Origin of the sequence: Vannielia litorea (genome assembly GCF_019801175.1) — a bacterium.
Taxonomy (GTDB): Bacteria; Pseudomonadota; Alphaproteobacteria; order Rhodobacterales; family Rhodobacteraceae; genus Vannielia; species Vannielia litorea_B.
Genome location: NZ_JAHVJR010000001.1, coordinates 2,603,072 through 2,620,765 on the forward strand (window position 1 = coordinate 2,603,072; position 17,694 = coordinate 2,620,765).

Here is a 17,694-nt window from a genome sequence, read left to right on the forward strand (position 1 = left end):
CCTTAGTGAAACTCGCTCTCGTCCACCTCCTGCCGGGTGATCTCGCGGATGCCCTCATAGGGCGTGCCCGCAACCGCATTGCGGATGATCTCCTCGGCCATGTCGAAATCCTGCACATCGAAGCCGAAGTTCACCTCCGGCTCGCCGGTGCGGGCGCAGGAGCCAATCTCGGCTCCGGCCCATTCGCCCGCCCGCGCCTCGATCAGCGCGTTCTCGATGAGTTCCATGGCAGCGTTGCGAAAGTCGAGGGCGGCATCCCAGTCGCCGGGGTAGAGACCCGGGATGCGATTCACATTGTAAAAAACTTCGACCGACTTGATCGCCATGCCAAGCCCTCCATACCCTTCTGGGTAAAAGGAAAACATGAAAGTTCGGCTAATTTGCGGCCAATTTTCACCTGACCCCGGCAAATTGCGGCGAATGCGACCTATCGGGCACAGGAGTCAGCGGGTGTGCGGGCCGCGGCAATCCCTCTTGAGCGCCGCGATCCGCCATTTGTCACACCAGTCAGACCGCCGCCTTGAGGGCGTCCACCAGATCGGTCTTCTCCCAAGAAAAGCCGCCATCCGCTTCCGGTGCCCGGCCGAAGTGGCCATAGGCCGCGGTGCGCTGGTAGATCGGCTTGTTCATCTCCAGATGGGTTCGGATGCCGCGCGGGGTGAGGTCCATCGCCTTGGCCACCGCCTTCTCGATCTGCGCCTCAGGCACTTCGCCGGTACCGTGGGTATCCACGTAGATCGAGAGCGGCTTGCTGACCCCGATCGCGTAGGAAAGCTGGAGCGTGCAGCGCTGGGCCATGCCGGCGGCCACCACGTTCTTGGCCAGATAGCGGGCCGCATAGGCGGCGGAGCGGTCCACCTTGGTCGGGTCCTTCCCCGAGAAGGCGCCGCCGCCATGGGGCGCCGCGCCTCCATAGGTATCCACGATGATCTTTCGGCCCGTCAGGCCCGCGTCACCATCCGGCCCGCCAATCACGAACTTGCCGGTCGGGTTGATCCACCATTCGGTCGCATCGGTCAGCCAACCCTCAGGCAGGATGCTGCGAATGTAGGGCTCCACGATGCCCCGCACGTCTTCCGACGACAGGCTCGGGTCGAGGTGCTGGGTAGAGAGCACCAGCGACGTCGCCTCCACCGGTTTGCCACCTTCGTAGCGCAGGCTGAGCTGGCTCTTCATGTCCGGCCCAAGCTTGGGCTCGGTGCCGTTCTTCCGCACCTCGGCCAGCTTCTTCAGGATCGCATGGGCATAGTGGATCGGGGCCGGCATGAGCTCTTCGGTCTCGTCGACCGCATAGCCGAACATGATGCCCTGATCGCCCGCGCCCTCATCCTTGTTGCCCGCAGCATCCACGCCTTGGGCAATGTCGGCCGACTGGGCATGAAGATAGCTGTCGACCTTCATGTTGGCCCAGTGAAAGCCCTCCTGCTCGTAGCCGATATCCTGCACGCAATCCCGCGCGATCTCTTCGACCCGCTTGATCACCCTGCCCGGCCCTCGGACCTCACCGCCAATCACCACGCGGTCGGTGGTGGCAAAGGTTTCACACGCCACGCGGCTCTGCGGATCTTCGGACAGGAAGGCATCCAGCACGGCATCGGAAATTCGGTCACAGACCTTGTCGGGGTGACCCTCGGACACGGACTCCGAGGTGAAGGTATATTCGCTACGAGACATTTTGGGATAGTGCTCCATTGGGTTTTCACCGCCACGCCAGGAAGCCGTTGTGGCAGCAGGTATCTTCTTGGCTAGTCTGTTGCGTCCTTGGGGTCAACCTGCACCGCACGCGGGCGGATGGCGGCCAGCACCAGGCCAAGCAGGATCAGAAGGCCCATCACCCCCCAATCGCCCCAGATCCGGTAGGGCGGCGCGGCGGCGAGCCTCGGCGGCAGGGCCACGTCGATAAACCCGGCTTCCCCCAGCGCGAGACTGTCCAGCACACGGCCCTGCGCATCAATCACAGCGGATACCCCGGTGTTGGCCGAGCGCAGCACCGGCACCCCCTGCTCCACCGCCCTGAGCCGGGCCTGCGCGAGATGCTGATAGGGGCCGGAGACGGTGCCGAACCATGCGTCGTTGGTGATGTGAAGCACCCAATCCGGGCGCGGCGCGGCGATGATCTCTTCGGCAAAGATCGCCTCATAGCAAATCAGCGGCAGCACCTCGCCAAGCCCCTCGCCAAGGTCGATCAGCCGAAGCCCGTTGCCGGGCACAAAACCCGATAACGCCGCTTCGGCCAGCCCCTTCGGCGCCCATCGCCCAAGCCAGCTTGCACCGGGCATGTATTCACCGAATGGCACGAGGTGGGACTTGTTGTAGATGTCAGTCACATCCGCACCTGGGGTCACAACGGCCAGCGAATTGCGCGCGTCATCCCCCTCCAGCCGCTGAATGCCCACCACCACCATCGCCCCCCGCGCGGCATCGGCCAGCACTTCCGCCGTGCCATTGCCGGGCGCAAGGAAATAGGCCACCGAGGTCTCGGGCCAAACCACAAGGTCCGGCTGCGGCCCCTCCGGCACTTCCGCCGACAAAGCCAGCCCGCGGTTGAAGAAGGTCTCTCGCATCTCCGGCTGCCATTTCAGGTGCTGCGGCGCATTGGGCTGCACCAACCGCACCGTCGCAGGCGCGCGCACCTCCAGCTCCTGCCCAAGCCGCCAGAGGCCGTAGGGCACTGGCAGCGCGAGCAGTGCGATGGCGGTGATCACCCCAAGCGCCGCCCGCCGCAGCCCGAAGACCGTTGGCAGGGCCACAGCCAGCGTGGTGAAGAGCGTCAGCGCATGTGGCCCGCCCAGCGCGGCAAGATGCATCTGTGGCTGCCCGATCCAGATGTGGCCCAGCAGCGCCCACGGGAAACCCGTCCATAAATGGGCGCGCAGCATCTCGGTCGCCGCCAGCAGCACCGCGGCCCAAAGCGCCCGGTGCCAGCGGCCCCGCCCAAGTGCCGCCGCCGCGCCAAAGGCCAGCCCCCAAAACAGCGCGAAGCCACCCGCATGGGCCGCCAGCGCAAAGGGGGCCATCCAGCCATGCCGCCACGGGTCCACGAAAAACGGCTCGACGATCCAGAACATCGTCGCCGCCACATAGCCCACGCCCATCGCCCAGCCGCGCCACGCCGCCGCCTTGGGCTGCGGCACGAGGGCGAAGAGCGCAAAGGCCAACGCAAAGGCCGCCACCGCGAGCCAGACAAAGCCCAGCGGTGCCTGCCCGGTGCCCACCAAGGCCCCAAGCAGCGCGAAGAGCACAAAGCTCGACCACCGCCCAGCCAGCCACCCGGCCATCCGTTCTGTCAGGTCAATCGGCCTCGGCACCTGCGTCCTGCCGTGCGCTGGCCTCGGGCAGCCGCACCCGCAGCCGCTTCACGCGGCGCGGATCGGCATCGAGCACCTCGAACTCGGCCCCGCCTGGATGCGGCACCACCTCGCCCCGGGTCGGCACCCGCCCCGTCAGCATGAACACGAGCCCACCCAAGGTATCGACCTCTTCGAGATCCTCGGCATCGGCCAGCGCCACGCCGGTCTCTTCCTCGAAATCCTCGAGCGGGGTGCGCGCCATCGCGAGGTACTGCCCGGGCTTCTCCTCGGTCCAGAGGTCGCCCTCCTCGATGTCGTGCTCGTCCTCGATCTCGCCGATCACCTGTTCGATCAAGTCCTCGATGGTCACAAGCCCGTCGGTGCCGCCATATTCGTCGATCACCAGCGCCATGTGCATCCGGTCGCTCTGCATCTTCTGCAGCAGAACGCCAATCGGCATCGACGGCGGCGCATAGAGCAACGGCCGCAACATCGGCTTGAGGTCGAAGTCAGAGCCATTGCCGTTGAACCCGTATTTCAGCGCAAGGTCCTTGAGGTGCACCATGCCGACCGGGCTGTCGAGCGTGCCCTCGAACACTGGCAAGCGGCTCATCCCGCTGTCACGGAACACCGCCACAAGGTCATCCTTGCCGATATCGAGCGGCACGGCGACGATCTCCACCTTGGGAATCGCCACATCCTCCACCCGCATCCGGTGCAGGTTGCCCAGCCCAAGCATCGCGACGGACTCGCGCCCGCCACTCCTGCGTGGTTCGGCCCCTTCCTCGGCGCCGGTCTCATCCTGCGGAAAAATCGCCTCGGCAAGCCGGCCCCAAAGGCCCTTGCCCTCACTACTGTCGGTTTCCAGCGCGCCCTGCGCGGCGCTAGAAGACCCGTCCGAACTTTCGCCCATCGGTCCTTTCCATCAAACGCCCCATCGCCGGGGCTGTCAGTCATATGGGTTCTTCACACCCAACTTGGCAAGTATTTCCGCTTCACGGGCCTCCATCAGCTCCGCGTCTGCATCATTAATGTGATCGTAACCCAAAAGATGCATCATCCCGTGAACGACGAGGTGCGTCAGATGGTCCCGCAGCGCAATCCCGCCCGCCTCCGCTTCCCGGGCACAGGTCTCGAAGGCGAGCGCGATGTCGCCAAGCGGCAGAGTGCCATCCGGGTCGGGCTCAGGGGCAAGCGGGTCATCGCCGGGCGTGTCGGCGGCCAGGTCTTCGGCAGGCCAGCTCAAAACGTTGGTCGGTTGCGGCTTGCCTCGGAAGTCGCCGTTGAGCTCTGCAATGCGCGCGTCATCCGCGCCGAGCACAGTGAGCTCGATGTCAGGCGGCAGGTTGTGAAAGGCCAGCACCACGGGCGTGGCGGCCTCTACAATGGCCTGCAATCCCGCCCCCTCCCAGCGGTCGTCTTCCAGAACGACGTCCAGTTCCATTTTCTTGCTTCAAATATCTCCGGGGGTTTGGGGGCAGCGCCCCCAATCACCAATAAATCATGTGCGCCGCAGGCGCGCGGTTAACCAGTGGTTAACCTGAAAGCTACCCCTGCGCCTCGGCCTTGTCGTAGGCCTCGATGATCCGCGCCACCAGCGGGTGCCGCACCACGTCCTTGGCGGTGAAGTAGTTGAAGGAAATGCCCTTCACCCCGTCGAGCAGTTTCTCCGCCTCACGCAGCCCCGACTGCACGCCGCGCGGCAGGTCCACCTGGCTCCGGTCGCCAGTAATCACCATGCGGCTGCCCTCGCCAAGGCGGGTCAGGAACATCTTCATCTGCATGGTCGTCGCGTTCTGCGCCTCATCGAGCACGCAGAAGGCATTTGCCAACGTCCGCCCCCGCATGAAGGCCAAGGGCGCGATTTCAATGCGTTTTTCCTCGATCAGCTTCTGCACCTGCTTGGCCGGCAGAAAGTCGTTCAGCGCGTCATAGAGTGGCTGCATGTAGGGGTCGACCTTGTCCTTCATGTCGCCCGGCAGGTAGCCCAGCTTCTCGCCCGCCTCCACAGCCGGGCGGCTCAGGATGATCCGGTCGACATGGCCCGCGAGGAACATGTTCACGCCCACCGCCACGGCCAGATAGGTCTTGCCCGTGCCCGCAGGCCCGATCCCGAAGCCCAGCTCATTTTCGAACAGCGCGCGCACATAGGCCTTCTGCGCCTCGGTGCGCGGCTCCACGATCTTCTTGCGGGTCTTGATCTCCACCCGGCCGCCCTGGAACATCTCGAGCTGGTCGCCATCACGCGCGGTCGCGGCATCCCCAGCCGTCTCGCGGCCCATCCGGATCGCCCCGTCCACATCGCCGGGCTCGATCGGGCGGCCCGCCTCCAGCTTGGCATAAAGCTCCTGAAGGATCACCGCCGCCTCGCTCCGCGGCCCGGCCTCGCCGATGATGGCCAGCTGATTGCCACGCCGCAAAATCTGCACACCCACTGCGTGCTCGATCTGCGCGAGGTTGCGATCAAACTCACCGCAAAGCTCGATGAGCAACATATTGTCGGGGAATTCCAGCGGAGTTTCCAGAATATCCTTGGGGTTTGGCGGGGCGGTCAGGGCACTGATTCCCAAAAAGCGCTTCTCCATAAGCTGGCTAGCAGTACGCTAGATATAGTGTCTCACAAGGTCAGGTTGCCAAGAGCGCGGCCATCGCGCAAGCGGCCTGTGCAAAGATTTCACGCAATTGACACGAAAAGAGGCCGCGTGAGCGTGTCTCGCGGCCTCAGGCTGCATAAAGCGGCAATCGCCAAACGGCGCGACTCAGATCGGATCGGGGAAGCCGGAGCCTCGTTTGAAATCACCGGTGGCGGTGCTCGAAGGCCCGGCACCCGAGCAAACCGGCTTGCCGAACTTGTCGAGCCGCTGGCTGAGGTAGCCCTCCACCCCGTCGTCGATGATCCAGTGGTCGCAGCCATTCGGGTCGATCCAGACACCGGCTTTCAGCTGGGTCAGATCCTTGCTGTCGAACCCGCGATCCACGGTCTTGTCGATCTTCTCGCTACAGGCGCTGATCCCGGCCGCAACGGCGAGGAGCGCGGTGATCTTGAGGATGTTCATGGCGCTTCTCCCGGTTACTGGATGCAGATGATTTCGACGCGGCGGTTCTTCTGCATGCCCCCGGCCGTGCGGTTGGAGGCCACCGGCATCCGCTCGCCGTAGCCGCGCACGTCGACGATCTTGGCGCCAGTCGCCTTGCCGATCTTCGCCACGCTGGCCGCCCGGCGGTAGCTGAGGTTCATGTTGTACTCGTCGCTCGCCCGCGCATCGGTGTGGCCGGCGATGATGTAGGCGCGTGCCTTGGAGGAACGGAAGAACCCCGCAAGGCGCTTCTTGCCCGACGCCGAGATCGATGCGCTGTCGGTCGCAAAGAGCTGGTCGGAGTTCATCACGCCGCAGACATTGCCCCGCCGGCAGACCGGAATGCCCTGCCGGGTGACGTGCGGGGTCATGTAGCCCTCCGCACCATCATCCATCACCCAGTGCTCGCAACCGTCCGGGTCTACCCAAACGCCGGGGATGTAATCTTCACCGGCCTTCCGCGATTGCGCGGCGGCCTCACTGGCAAATAACCCGACCGCCGCCATCAGCGCCACGGCACCGCAGGCGAGGGTTCGGAACGGCTTCAGAAATCTCTGGGTCACGAGCATCCGTCCTTTCCATTCTTGAAATGCGGAGCCACGGTGAGAGGTCCGGCAAAAGCTCCTGCCTTATTGTTGGCAAATTTAGCATTTTCCCGGGGCCGTCAAAGCGCTATTCCCGTTATATTGTAAAGCGTTAGGCAACAGAAATCGCCGCGCACGCCCATTGTTGCGCTATCGCCGATCAATTGCGGCGAAATTCTGGCAGGGTCAGAGCAGCGCGCCTGCGAGGGAGTTGGGGCCAGAATCGGTGATGCGCACTTTCACGAGGTCGCCGACCGAGAGGTTTTCTCCGGTGATATGCACGGCGTGCAGGTGGTCCGACTTGCCCACCATCTGTCCCGGCAGGCGCCCCGGTTTCTCGATCAACACATGCACCTCGCGCCCCACCATCGCATCCTGCGCCGCGCGTTGCTGGCGGGTGATCAGCGCCTGCAACCGCTGGAGCCGTTCATCGGCCACGGCGGCCTCCACCTCTGCCCGTTCCGCCGCCGGTGTGCCGGGGCGGGAGGAGTATTTGAACGAATAGGCCGCGCCGTAGCGCACCTGTTCGATCAGATCGAGCGTGGCCTGAAAGTCCTCTTCGGTCTCCTCGGGAAAGCCGACAATGAAGTCGCCCGAGAGAAGCAGGTCGGGCCGCGCTGCGCGAATGCGGTCGATGAGTTCAACATAACTCGCCGCCGTATGCTTGCGGTTCATCCGCTTGAGGATCCGGTCGGAACCCGACTGCACCGGCAAGTGCAGGTAGGGCATCAGTTTTTCGCAATCGCCGTGGGCTGCGATCAGGTCATCTTCCATGTCGTTCGGGTGCGAGGTGGTGAAGCGGATGCGCTTCAACTCGTCGATCTCGGCAAGTCGCCGGATCAGCCGGGCCAGCCCCCATGTCTCGCCGGCATCCTCGCCGTGATAGGCGTTCACGTTCTGGCCCAGCAGGGTGATCTCGCGCACCCCGCGCGACACCAACTCCTCGGCCTCCGCCAGCACCCGCGCCACCGGGCGGCTCACCTCGGCCCCGCGCGTGTAGGGCACCACGCAGAAGGCGCAGAACTTGTCGCAGCCTTCCTGCACCGTCAAAAACGCAGTCGGCCCGCGCTGCGCCTTGGGGCGGCCCTTGAGCTTCTCGAACTTGTCCTCTTCCGGGAAATCGGTGTCGAGCGCCTTCTCGCCACTCCGTGTTTTTGCCTCCAGCTCCGGCAGGCGGTGGTAGCTTTGCGGACCGACCACGAGGTCGACCATCGGCTGCCGCCGCATGATCTCCTCGCCCTCGGCCTGCGCCACGCAGCCCGCCACGCCGATCTTCAGGTCGGGCTTGGCCGCCTTCAGATCCTTGTAGCGCCCCAGTTCGGAATAGACCTTTTCCGCCGCCTTCTCGCGGATGTGGCAGGTGTTGAGCAGGATCATGTCGGCCCCGTCCGGGCTATGCACCTGCTCATACCCCTCCAGCGCCTCGGCCATGCGCTCGCTGTCATAGACGTTCATCTGACAGCCATAGGTCTTGATATAGAGCTTCTTGGTCATCGCGCGTTTCCCGGAAAGATCGGGCGGTGTCTACCTCATGCCCCCTGCCCTCGCAACGGTTGCGCTCAAGGCGCTGTTAACTCACAAATGGCACAACAACGGGCATGGGCAGCCGGTGGCATGAAATACAGTTCTCTCAGTGACTTCCTCGAACAGGGCAAGGCGGCGCTCGCGAAGGGCCCGATTGCAGTGATTTGCGTCGAAGATCTGCGCGAGGTCGATACGACCATTCGCCATCACCGGATGATCGGCTTTCGCGAGATCATCCTGCTCGCGCCGGACATGCTGGAATTGACCGAAACGCTGGAAGCCCTCGTCCACCGGGTGCCCTATGACATGCACGCCGACGATGCCCTCGCGCTCGCGATGAACCAGATCATCGATGCAACCGCGCCCGGCCAGTGGCTCTATTACTGTTACAACGCCGAATACCTGTTCTTTCCCTTCTGCGAAAACCGCACCATTGGCGAAATGCTGGCCTTCCACCTCGAAGAGCGGCGCGATGCGATGCTGACCTATGTGGTCGATCTCTACGCCGACGATCTGGACCGCTTTCCCGATGCGGTGTCGATCGAGGAGGCGCATCTCGACAAGTCTGGCTACTACGCCCTCGCGCGGCCCGATCCGGCCAACCACAACCACCCCAAGGAGCGCCAGCTGGATTTCTTTGGCGGGCTCCGGTGGCGGTTCGAGGAACATGTGGACAGGGAGCGGCGGCGGATCGACCGGATTGCGCTGTTCCGCACCAAACCCGGGTTGAGATTGCTGCCCACTCACACCTTCTCGGACGAGGAATACAACACCTACGCCTGCCCGTGGCATCACAACCTGACGGCCACCATCTGCTCGTTCCGCACCGCCAAGGCACTCAAGGCCAACCCCGGTAGTCGCTACGACATCGACACCTTCAAATGGCACAACTCGACCAAGTTCGAGTGGCATTCGCAGCAATTGCTGGACCTCGGCCTGATGGAGCCGGGGCAGTGGTTTTGACGCGGATGTAAGGCAGCGGGCGTGTTGAACGCGCTTAGGGGATCACACCCGGCGGAGGCGGATCACCACATCGACCTTGGCAATTTCGGTGCCTTCAGGCGCATCGGGGATGCTGGCCAAGCGCAACTGCTCGGTCGGCGCATCGGTCAGCTTCTGGCTGTCTTCCCAGTAGAAATGCGGGTGATCGTCGGTGCGGGTATCGAAGTAGCTCTTCGAGCCGTCGACCGTGATCTCCTGCATCAGACCCACGTCGCAGAAAGCGCGGAGCGTGTTGTAGACGGTTGCCAGAGACACCTTCTCGCCCGAGGCACGGGCCGCATCGAAGAGGCTCTCGGCGGTGACGTGGCGGTTGTGACCGTCGCCTACCAGCAAGGTCGCCAAGGCAAGGCGCTGGCGCGTAGGCCGCAAGCCACCTGTTTCGAGCCATGTCGAGCCGCGCTGTTGCGCCTGGGTTTTCATCCGGTTGGGTTCCATCGTCCTGCCTGACTTGCCTTATATCCGTGCATCCACACTGAATTCAAATGAAAATGGTTCGCAACTGCGTGCTCTGGTCGCGCCGCGGCGCTATTGCGCCCGCGTCCGGGCGGGTGCTAGAGGGGGCGCGACCAAGGGCACACCAGAAGGGGGAGCAGAGCCGCATGGCAGAGCATCCGAATACATTCGACAAGGAAGGCCTGCTGAAATGCGCCCGGGGTGAACTTTTCGGGCCGGGCAATCCGCAGCTCCCCGAGCCGCCCATGCTGATGATGGACCGGGTCACCGAGATTTCCGCCGATGGCGGCGAGAACGGCAAGGGCCATGTGGTGGCGGAATTCGACATCACGCCTGACCTCTGGTTCTTCTCCTGCCACTTCCCCGGCGACCCCGTGATGCCCGGTTGCCTTGGCCTCGATGGCCTCTGGCAGCTTACCGGTTTCAACCTCGGCTGGCGCGGCATGCTGGGCCGCGGCCGTGCGCTTGGCGTGGGTGAGGTGAAGTTCACCGACATGATCACCCCCAAGAACAGCCAGATCGTCTATCACGTCGATTTCACCCGCGTCATGGACCGGAAGTTGAAACTCGGCATCGCCAACGGCAAGATATTCGCGGATGGAAAGCTCGTCTTCACTGCCGAAGGCATGAAGGTCGGGCTGTTCTCCGACGAATAACCGGGGCACCGCCCCCGCAACACACGAGGTTTCATGCGTCGCGTCGTCATCACCGGGATCGGAATTGTCTCACCCATCGGGATCACCGCCGATGAGGTGACTGAGAGCCTTAAAACCGGGCGGTCGGGGATCACCGCCGCGCCGGAATACACGGAGCACGGCTTCCGCTCCTGCATTCACGGCAAGCCGGACATCGACGTTGCCGAGCACATCGACAAGCGCAACCTGCGCTTCATGGGCGCGGGCGCGGCCTACAACTTTATCGCGATGGAACAGGCGGTGAAGGACAGCGGGCTGGAGCAATCCGACGTGTCGAACGTCCGCACTGGCCTCATCATGGGCTCCGGCGGCCCCTCGACCTCCAACTTCTTCACTGCCCATTCGATCGTGAAGGAAAAGGGTTCGCCCAAGCGGATGGGGCCCTTCATGGTCACCCGCTGCATGAGCTCGACCAATTCGGCCTGCCTGGCCACCCCTTTCGGGATCAAGGGCATCAACTACTCGATCACCTCAGCCTGCTCGACCTCGCTGCACTGCGTGGGCAACGCGGTGGAGCAGATCCAGATGGGCAAGCAGGACGTTGTCTTTGCTGGCGGCGGTGAAGAGGTGGACTGGACGCTGAGCTGCCTGTTCGACGCGATGGGCGCGATGAGCAGCAAGTACAACGACACGCCCGAGCTGGCCTCCCGCCCCTATGACGCCACCCGCGACGGCTTTGTGATTTCAGGCGGCGGCGGCGTGGTGGTGGTTGAGGAACTTGAGCATGCCAAGGCCCGCGGCGCCAAGATCTACGCTGAGGTCACCGGCTACGGTGCCACCTCGGACGGCGAAGACATGGTCGCCCCCTCCGGCGAGGGCGGCGAGCGGGCGATGAAGCTGGCGCTCTCCACCATCGGCGACCGAAAGGTGGATTACATCAACGCCCACGGCACCGCGACGCCGGTGGGCGATGTGGTCGAGGTCGAGGCGATCCGGCGGGTCTTTGGCGAGGGCAACACGCCGCCGATCTCGTCGTCCAAATCGCTGGCCGGCCACAGCCAGGGCGCGACCGGCGTGCTGGAGATCATCTATTCCATCCTGATGATGGAGAACCGCTTTATTCAGGCTTCGGCCAATGTCACCGAGCTCGACCCGGGCCTGAACCCTGGCGAGATCGTGACCGAGACCCGGTTGGATGTTGATCTGGACTCCGTGCTCTCCAACAGCTTCGGCTTCGGCGGCACCAACGGGTCGCTTATTTTGAGCAAGTATCACGGATAGTTACTATGGCTGATTTGATGCGGGGCAAGCGCGGCCTCATCATGGGCGTGGCGAATGACCGGTCCATTGCCTGGGGCATCGCAAAGGCGATGGCCGCTGAGGGCGCGGAACTGGCCTTCAGCTACCAGGGCGATGCCTTCGGCAAGCGCGTGGAGCCTCTGGCCGAGAGCCTTGGCTCCGACTTTCTGCTCGATGTCGACGTGATGAACGACGAGAGCATGGATGCCGCCTTCGGCCTGATCGGCGACCGCTGGGGCGCGCTGGACTTTGTCGTCCACGCAATCGCCTACTCCGACAAGAACGAGCTGACCGGGCGGTTCATCAACACCACGCGGGATAACTTCCGGAATTCGCTCAGCATTTCCTGCTTCTCCTTCATCGACGTTGCCCGCCGTGCGGCGCCGCTGATGAAGAACGGCGGCACCCTTCTGACCCTCACCTACCAAGGCTCCAACCGCGTGACGCCCTATTACAACGTGATGGGCGTGGCCAAGGCGGCGCTGGAAAGCTCGGTGCGCTACCTCGCCGATGACCTTGGGCCGGATGGCATCCGGGTTAACGCAATCTCCCCCGGACCGATGAAGACCCTCGCCGGGGCGGCGATTGGAGGCGCGCGCAAGACCTTCCGCTTTACTGGCGCAAACGCCCCGCTGCGCGAGAATGCGACGCTGGAGGCCGTGGGCGGCACCGCCGTTTACCTCGCCTCCGACTACGGGGCCTGCACCACGGGCGAGATTGTGCGTGTGGATGGGGGCTTTCATGTGCTCTCCATGCCGCAGCCCGAGAACCTCTAGGCAATTCCCACACAGCGCCAAATTGAGGCCTGATTTCAGAGCCATGCCTGCCGCATGACGTTGCTCTTCTTTGCCCTCGCGCTCTGCGCCTTCACCGCGTTCTCGCTGCGCGGCGGCCTCGTGGCTCCGCGCGGGCTGGTGGTGCACAGCCTCGACACGCAGGGGCTGATGTTGGGCCTTGCCGCCTTTGGCCTCGCCGCATGGTTCCTCGGGCCGCTCTATGGCATCGCGCTGACGCTGTCGGTCGTCGTCCATGAGTTTGGCCATGTCGCGGCCTATCGGGTGGCGGGCCACAGTGATGCCCGGTTTCGCCTCGTGCCGCTGATGGGCGGCGTAGCGATCTCAAACCGTTTGCCGGACACGCAGGCAGAGAGCTTCTTCATCACGCTGATGGGGCCGGGAATCTGCATTGCGCCGATGGTTCTGGGCTTTGCCGTCTCGGAGTATTTCACGTGGCGGGCACCCGAAATCGCCCATGCGGCGTGGGTCTTTGCCATCGTCACCGGGGCCCTGAACTTCTTCAACCTGCTGCCCTTCTGGCCGCTCGACGGCGGGCGCTGCGTGAAGATTCTCGCGCAAACCTTCTGGCCCCCGCTGGGCCGGGTGATGGCGATGGGGATGAGCGCGGCCTTCGCCGCCACGGCCCTCTGGCTGCAATCGACCATGCTCTTTTTCTTCGCCCTGCTCTCCTCCCAGTCGCTCTTCACCGGGCAGGACGAAGCGCGGTATCAGCGGCCGATGACCAAGGCGCAAGGCGGGTTGGCCGCGGCGGCCTATCTCTTTACCACGGCGGCGCATTTCTGGGGCGGGTGGGCGCTGCTAGAGCGGTACGTCCTCTAGCGGCGGGTCACCATCCGGCTCGCCCTTCACCGCGCCGATGCGGGCCTCGACCGGGGTCATCAGCCCCACGGTTGCGCCGGATGGATCCTTGACGATGGCAATGCGCCCGGCTTCCGGCACATCGAAGGGCACGCGCACCAGCTCACCGCCCAGATCGCCGATCGCCGCCACGCTGGCATCCACGTCATCGACTGCCAGATAGGTGAACCAATGCGGCGGGACCCCGGCCATACTGCCCGGGAGATCCATGATCCCGGCCACCGCAGCGCCGTGCACGTGGGCAACGTGATAGTCGCCCTCCGACATGCGAACTGTCTCGAAGCGCCAGCCGCAGGTTTGCTCATAAAACGCCCGTGCCGCTGCCGCGTCATGGGTCATCAACTCACTCCACCAGACCTTTCCGTGATTGAGTGACATCTGCCTCTCCTTTGTCGTCTGCGCGAATCCCTTCCCAGCCTATCACAAGCCCTTCCGCCCCGGGCGGGGCTGTGCCAGTCTGCCGCGGGAAAGGGAGGCTCCATGACGATCAAGGCCTGTGTTTTCGACGCTTACGGCACGCTTTTCGATGTTTCAGCCGCCGCCCGCGAGGCCGCCGCCGAGCCGGGCCGGGAGGCGCTGGCGGCGTGCTGGCAGGCGCTGGCCGAGACCTGGCGCGGCAAGCAGCTGGGCTACAGCTGGCTGCGGGCGATCACCGGGGCGCATTGCGACTTCTGGCAGGTCACCGGCGAGGCGCTGGACTATGCCATGGCCGAGCAAAAGCTGGCCGACCCGGAGCTGCGCGAGCGGCTGATGGCGCTTTACTTCGAGCTGTCGGCCTATGCGGAAGTGCCTGAGATGCTTGCCGAATTGAAGGCAGGCGGCTTCGCCACGGCGATCCTCTCCAATGGCTCGCCCGAGATGCTCATGGGCGCGGTCACCTCTGCCGGAATTGGCGGGGTGCTGGACGCGGTGATCTCAGTCGAAGACGTTGGGGTCTTCAAGCCCGACCGCCGCGTTTACGATCTGGTAGGAACCACGCTGAAGGTGGAACCTGCCGAAGTGCTCTTCGTCTCTTCCAACGGCTGGGACGCCGCCGCTGCTGCGGGCTACGGCTTTCAGACCGCATGGGTCAACCGCGCGGGCCTGCCGATGGATCGCCTGCCGTGGCGCCCGGCCCACGAACTCACCGACCTTACCCCCATCCCCGACCTCGCAGGGAGGCTCTGATGCCCAGCTTCACCGCCTCGGACGGCACCCGCATTCACTACCGCGACGAAGGCGAAGGCCTGCCGCTGCTTTGCCTTGCCGGCCTTACCCGCAACGCCAGCGACTTCGACTATGTCGCGCCGCATCTCACCGGATGCCGCATGATCTGCCCCGACTATCGCGGGCGCGGCGGCTCCGGCTGGTCGGGCGCGGAGACCTATACGGTGCCGGTCGAGGCGCGGGACCAGCTGGAGCTGTTGGAGCACCTCGGGCTGAGCCAGGTTGCCATCCTCGGAACGTCGCGCGGCGGGCTGATCGGCATGGGGCTGGCGGGAATGCAGCGCGACAAGGTGATGGGCCTTTGCCTCAACGATGTGGGCCCGGCACTCAGCCGGGACGGGCTGGAGCGCATTTTTGACTACGTGGGCCGTAACCCGGCGGCGAAGACCCACGCCGACCTTGCGGCCGCCCTGCCCGGCGCGATGCCGGGTTTTGAAGGTGTGCCACCCGAGCGCTGGCTCGAGGAGGCGCGGAAACACTATGATGAGACCCCAGAAGGGTTAAAAATCAATTACGACCCGGCCCTTCGTCAGGCGTTTCTGGCGGCATTCGAGGGTGATATCCCTGAGGCCTGGCCACTCTTCGAGAAGCTGAAGGGGTTGCCGCTGGCGCTGATCCGGGGCGAAAACTCCGACCTGTTGACGCCGGAAGCCGCCCGGAAGATGCGCGAGATGATCCCCGAGATGATCTTTGCCGAGGTGCCCGGTCGGGCACATATCCCCTTCCTCGACGAGCCGGAGGCGCTGAAGGCGCTGGACCGGTGGCTGGAGAAAATGCGTTGAATTTCGAGATGATAGAGGCCGCCGCAGGGCGGCTCGAAGGCCATGCGCGGGTCACACCGCTGCTGAACTCCCCGTTTCTAGACGAGATCGCGGGCCGTCGGGTCTGGGTGAAGGCCGAGTGCCTTCAGGTGACCGGCAGCTTCAAGTTTCGTGGCGGCTGGTCGGCGGTGTCGGCGATGGAGGCCGCGGGCGGCGTGCTGGCCTATTCCTCGGGCAACCACGCGCAGGGGATCGCGGCAGCGGCACAGGCACACGGGCGCGAGGCGGTGATCGTGATGCCCGCCGATGCGCCCGCGATCAAGGTCGCGAATACAAGGGCTTACGGCGCCGAGGTGGTGCATTACGACCGCGCGAGCGAGAGTCGCGAGGAGATTGGTGCGAGGCTGGCCGAAGAGCGCGGGCTGACGCTGATCCGGCCCTATGACGAGCCACTGGTGATTGCCGGGCAAGGCACCACGGGGCTTGAGATCGCCCGGCAGACGGCGGAGGTGGGCGTGGACGGCGGCGATGTGTTTGTGTGCTGCGGCGGCGGCGGCCTGACCTCGGGCATCGCGCTGGCGCTGGAAGAGGCCGCGCCGAGCTTTCGGGTGCGCACGGCGGAGCCCGAGCGGTTTGACGATGTGGCGCGGTCGCTTTCGGCCGGGGTTATCCAGCGAAACGAAACCCTTAGCGGCTCGATCTGCGATGCGATCGTGACCCCGCAACCGGGGGAACTGACCTTTCCGATCATGCACCGCCTCTGCGGGCCGGGCATGACAGCGACTGACGAAGAGGCCCTGCGGGCCATGGCGCTGGCCTTCATGCGGCTGAAGATCGTGGTGGAACCCGGCGGTGCGGTGGCGCTGGCGGCGGCGCTGTTTCATGGCGGTGACATCGAGGGCGAGGATGTTGTGGTCGTGGTCAGCGGCGGCAATGTGGACCCGGGCGTTTTTGCCGACGCCATAAGCACTTACGGAGGTGCGGCATGACCGATTGGACGGTGGCGAGCTTCAACGTGAAAAACCTGATCGGGGCGGAGAAGGAATACTACCGCTTCGAGAAATACACGCCGGAGGAATACGCGTGGAAAGCCAATTGGCTGGCCGATCAGGTTGCCTCGCTGAATGCCGATCTCATTGGATTTCAAGAGATTTTCGAGGAGGAGGCGCTGCGGGCCGTGGTGGCGCAGGCCGACCGGATGGGTGAGGGTTCCAACGCGGTTTCGGTGCCGGACAAGGGCAAGCCCTATCACCGCAAGGCGATCTTTCGGAAGCTGGCCTATGAGCCCTATGGCGATGCGGCGCTGGCCTTTGCGCCGAATGCGCAGGACGGCGGGCCGGGGGAGCGGCGGCCGGGTGTTGCTGTGCTGTCGCGCAACGGGTTTGCGGGCGCGCCGGAAGTTATCCAGGTGCTTGATAAGCCGCTGGAAATTCCGCTGCGAGACCTCGGCGGAGAGGGAGCGGGCAGCTTTACCTTGAAGCGGACCTCGCGGCCGATTTTAAAGGTGAAAGTGCCCGTGGGTGAGTATGTGGTGACGGTGTTCAACTGCCACCTGAAGAGCAAGCTGGGCGAGTTCATCACCCCGCCGGGCGCGGACTTTGCCAAGGAAGCCAACCTCTTGGACTATGACGCCGTGGGGCGCTCGATGGGCTCGCTGCGGTCGGCGTTGCGGCGGATGGCTGAGGCCTGGGTGCTGCGGCGGGAGGTGGTGGCGGAGTTGAAAAAGGGCAACCCGGTCGTCGTGATGGGCGATCTGAACGACGGGGAACATGCCGTCAGCAGCGAGATCATCACCGGGGAGGCGCCGTTCAAGAATTACGCGTGGATGCGGCGGCATGATGCGGAGCATCAGGGTGATCGCTACAGCGTCGAAGAGGCGGCGCAGATCACCGAAAGCGTCGACTCCATGCGCCTTCATTCCGCCGAAAAACTGTTTGTTCGAAAGAGCTTGCGCGACATGGTCTATACGGCGGCCTTTGGCGGGGTTTACGAGAGCATCGACCAGATCCTGCTCTCCCGCCACTTCCACCCCGACTTCGGCGGGGCGATCGGGAGCATGGAGTATTTCAGCGTGTTCAACGACCATCTGACCGATGGCTCGCACCCCGAAGCGCCCTACAACAAACTGGCCTCGGACCACGGGCAGATCATGGCGCATCTGCGGCTTGGCGGGGACGCTATTCAATAATGTTTGAATGCCTTCGGAAA

The 17,694-nt window shown here is 64.3% G+C and carries 20 protein-coding genes and 1 riboswitch; of the genes, 9 read left to right on the forward strand and 11 right to left on the reverse strand.

Going from position 1 to position 17,694, the window contains the following annotated elements; genetic code table 11:
* Positions 1–2: 2 nt before the first annotated feature.
* The 9 genes from KUV38_RS12700 to miaB form a co-directional block, all read right to left on the reverse strand.
* Entirely contained in the window at positions 3–326 is a 324-nt protein-coding gene (locus KUV38_RS12700) for a hypothetical protein (RefSeq protein ID WP_222470399.1), read from the reverse strand.
* 181 nt (positions 327–507) lie between these two features.
* Complete coding sequence (metK, locus tag KUV38_RS12705; protein ID WP_222470400.1) at positions 508–1,674, reverse strand: methionine adenosyltransferase; 1,167 nt, start codon at positions 1,672–1,674, stop codon at positions 508–510.
* Positions 1,675–1,684: 10 nt separating this feature from the next.
* Positions 1,685–1,733: riboswitch (SAM-SAH riboswitch) on the reverse strand.
* Between the two features lie 12 nt (positions 1,734–1,745).
* A complete protein-coding gene (gene lnt / locus KUV38_RS12710; protein WP_222470401.1) occupies positions 1,746–3,278 on the reverse strand; it encodes an apolipoprotein N-acyltransferase in 1,533 nt (510 codons plus the stop codon).
* Between the two features lie 13 nt (positions 3,279–3,291).
* A complete protein-coding gene (locus tag KUV38_RS12715) occupies positions 3,292–4,203 on the reverse strand; it encodes a transporter associated domain-containing protein (protein WP_222470402.1) in 912 nt (303 codons plus the stop codon).
* A gap of 36 nt (positions 4,204–4,239) precedes the next feature.
* Positions 4,240–4,734 carry an rRNA maturation RNase YbeY gene (gene ybeY, locus KUV38_RS12720; protein WP_222470403.1) on the reverse strand — a complete coding sequence of 165 codons (495 nt, stop codon included), beginning with the start codon at positions 4,732–4,734 and terminating at the stop codon, positions 4,240–4,242.
* A gap of 103 nt (positions 4,735–4,837) precedes the next feature.
* Entirely contained in the window at positions 4,838–5,860 is a 1,023-nt protein-coding gene (locus KUV38_RS12725; RefSeq protein ID WP_261384775.1) for a PhoH family protein, read from the reverse strand.
* Positions 5,861–6,049: 189 nt separating this feature from the next.
* A complete protein-coding gene (locus KUV38_RS12730) occupies positions 6,050–6,346 on the reverse strand; it encodes a hypothetical protein (protein WP_222470405.1) in 297 nt (98 codons plus the stop codon).
* A gap of 14 nt (positions 6,347–6,360) precedes the next feature.
* Entirely contained in the window at positions 6,361–6,873 is a 513-nt protein-coding gene (locus KUV38_RS12735) for an OmpA family protein (protein WP_261385366.1), read from the reverse strand.
* 264 nt (positions 6,874–7,137) lie between these two features.
* Complete coding sequence (gene miaB / locus KUV38_RS12740) at positions 7,138–8,445, reverse strand: tRNA (N6-isopentenyl adenosine(37)-C2)-methylthiotransferase MiaB (RefSeq protein ID WP_222470407.1); 1,308 nt, start codon at positions 8,443–8,445, stop codon at positions 7,138–7,140.
* Positions 8,446–8,565: 120 nt separating this feature from the next.
* On the opposite strand from miaB, the gene KUV38_RS12745 reads away from it, so the two are divergent.
* Positions 8,566–9,438 (forward strand): glycosyltransferase family 2 protein, encoded by an 873-nt coding sequence (locus KUV38_RS12745; RefSeq protein WP_222470408.1) that lies wholly within the window; start codon positions 8,566–8,568, stop codon positions 9,436–9,438.
* 42 nt (positions 9,439–9,480) lie between these two features.
* Here KUV38_RS12745 and irr read toward each other — a convergent pair whose 3' ends face one another.
* Positions 9,481–9,897, reverse strand: coding sequence for a Fur family transcriptional regulator Irr (irr, locus tag KUV38_RS12750; RefSeq protein WP_222470409.1), 417 nt, complete (start codon positions 9,895–9,897; stop codon positions 9,481–9,483).
* A 179-nt stretch (positions 9,898–10,076) separates the two neighbouring features.
* On the opposite strand from irr, the gene fabA reads away from it, so the two are divergent.
* The 4 genes from fabA to KUV38_RS12770 are packed head-to-tail and all read left to right on the forward strand — an operon-like array spanning position 10,077 to position 13,480.
* Positions 10,077–10,586, forward strand: a complete 510-nt coding sequence (gene fabA / locus KUV38_RS12755; RefSeq protein WP_222470410.1) for a bifunctional 3-hydroxydecanoyl-ACP dehydratase/trans-2-decenoyl-ACP isomerase — start codon at positions 10,077–10,079, stop codon at positions 10,584–10,586.
* Between the two features lie 33 nt (positions 10,587–10,619).
* Positions 10,620–11,846, forward strand: a complete 1,227-nt coding sequence (gene fabB, locus KUV38_RS12760) for a beta-ketoacyl-ACP synthase I (protein ID WP_222470411.1) — start codon at positions 10,620–10,622, stop codon at positions 11,844–11,846.
* A 5-nt stretch (positions 11,847–11,851) separates the two neighbouring features.
* The gene (locus tag KUV38_RS12765) at positions 11,852–12,640 is read left to right on the forward strand and encodes an enoyl-ACP reductase (RefSeq protein WP_222470412.1); all 789 of its coding nucleotides are present in this window, start codon (positions 11,852–11,854) and stop codon (positions 12,638–12,640) included.
* Between the two features lie 54 nt (positions 12,641–12,694).
* On the forward strand, positions 12,695–13,480 hold the full coding sequence (locus KUV38_RS12770; RefSeq protein ID WP_222470413.1) for a metalloprotease: 786 nt from the start codon (positions 12,695–12,697) through the stop codon (positions 13,478–13,480).
* Here the strand turns inward: KUV38_RS12770 and KUV38_RS12775 are convergent.
* Positions 13,460–13,897, reverse strand: coding sequence for a VOC family protein (locus KUV38_RS12775; protein ID WP_222470414.1), 438 nt, complete (start codon positions 13,895–13,897; stop codon positions 13,460–13,462). The two genes, KUV38_RS12770 and KUV38_RS12775, sit on opposite strands and share 21 nt — an antisense overlap.
* Before the next feature lie 102 nt (positions 13,898–13,999).
* Here KUV38_RS12775 and KUV38_RS12780 point away from each other — a divergent pair, with 102 nt between their 5' ends.
* Genes KUV38_RS12780 through KUV38_RS12795 form a run of 4 tightly spaced genes read left to right on the forward strand, consistent with a single transcriptional unit; the run spans position 14,000 to position 17,674 of the window.
* The gene (locus KUV38_RS12780) at positions 14,000–14,686 is read left to right on the forward strand and encodes a haloacid dehalogenase type II (protein WP_222470415.1); all 687 of its coding nucleotides are present in this window, start codon (positions 14,000–14,002) and stop codon (positions 14,684–14,686) included.
* Entirely contained in the window at positions 14,686–15,507 is an 822-nt protein-coding gene (locus KUV38_RS12785; RefSeq protein WP_410001030.1) for an alpha/beta fold hydrolase, read from the forward strand. The genes KUV38_RS12780 and KUV38_RS12785 overlap by 1 nt, the downstream gene beginning before the upstream one ends.
* 8 nt (positions 15,508–15,515) lie before the next feature.
* Positions 15,516–16,475, forward strand: a complete 960-nt coding sequence (locus KUV38_RS12790) for a threonine/serine dehydratase (protein ID WP_222471069.1) — start codon at positions 15,516–15,518, stop codon at positions 16,473–16,475.
* A complete protein-coding gene (locus tag KUV38_RS12795; RefSeq protein WP_222470416.1) occupies positions 16,472–17,674 on the forward strand; it encodes an endonuclease/exonuclease/phosphatase family protein in 1,203 nt (400 codons plus the stop codon). The genes KUV38_RS12790 and KUV38_RS12795 overlap by 4 nt, the downstream gene beginning before the upstream one ends.
* Positions 17,675–17,694 lie beyond the last annotated feature (20 nt).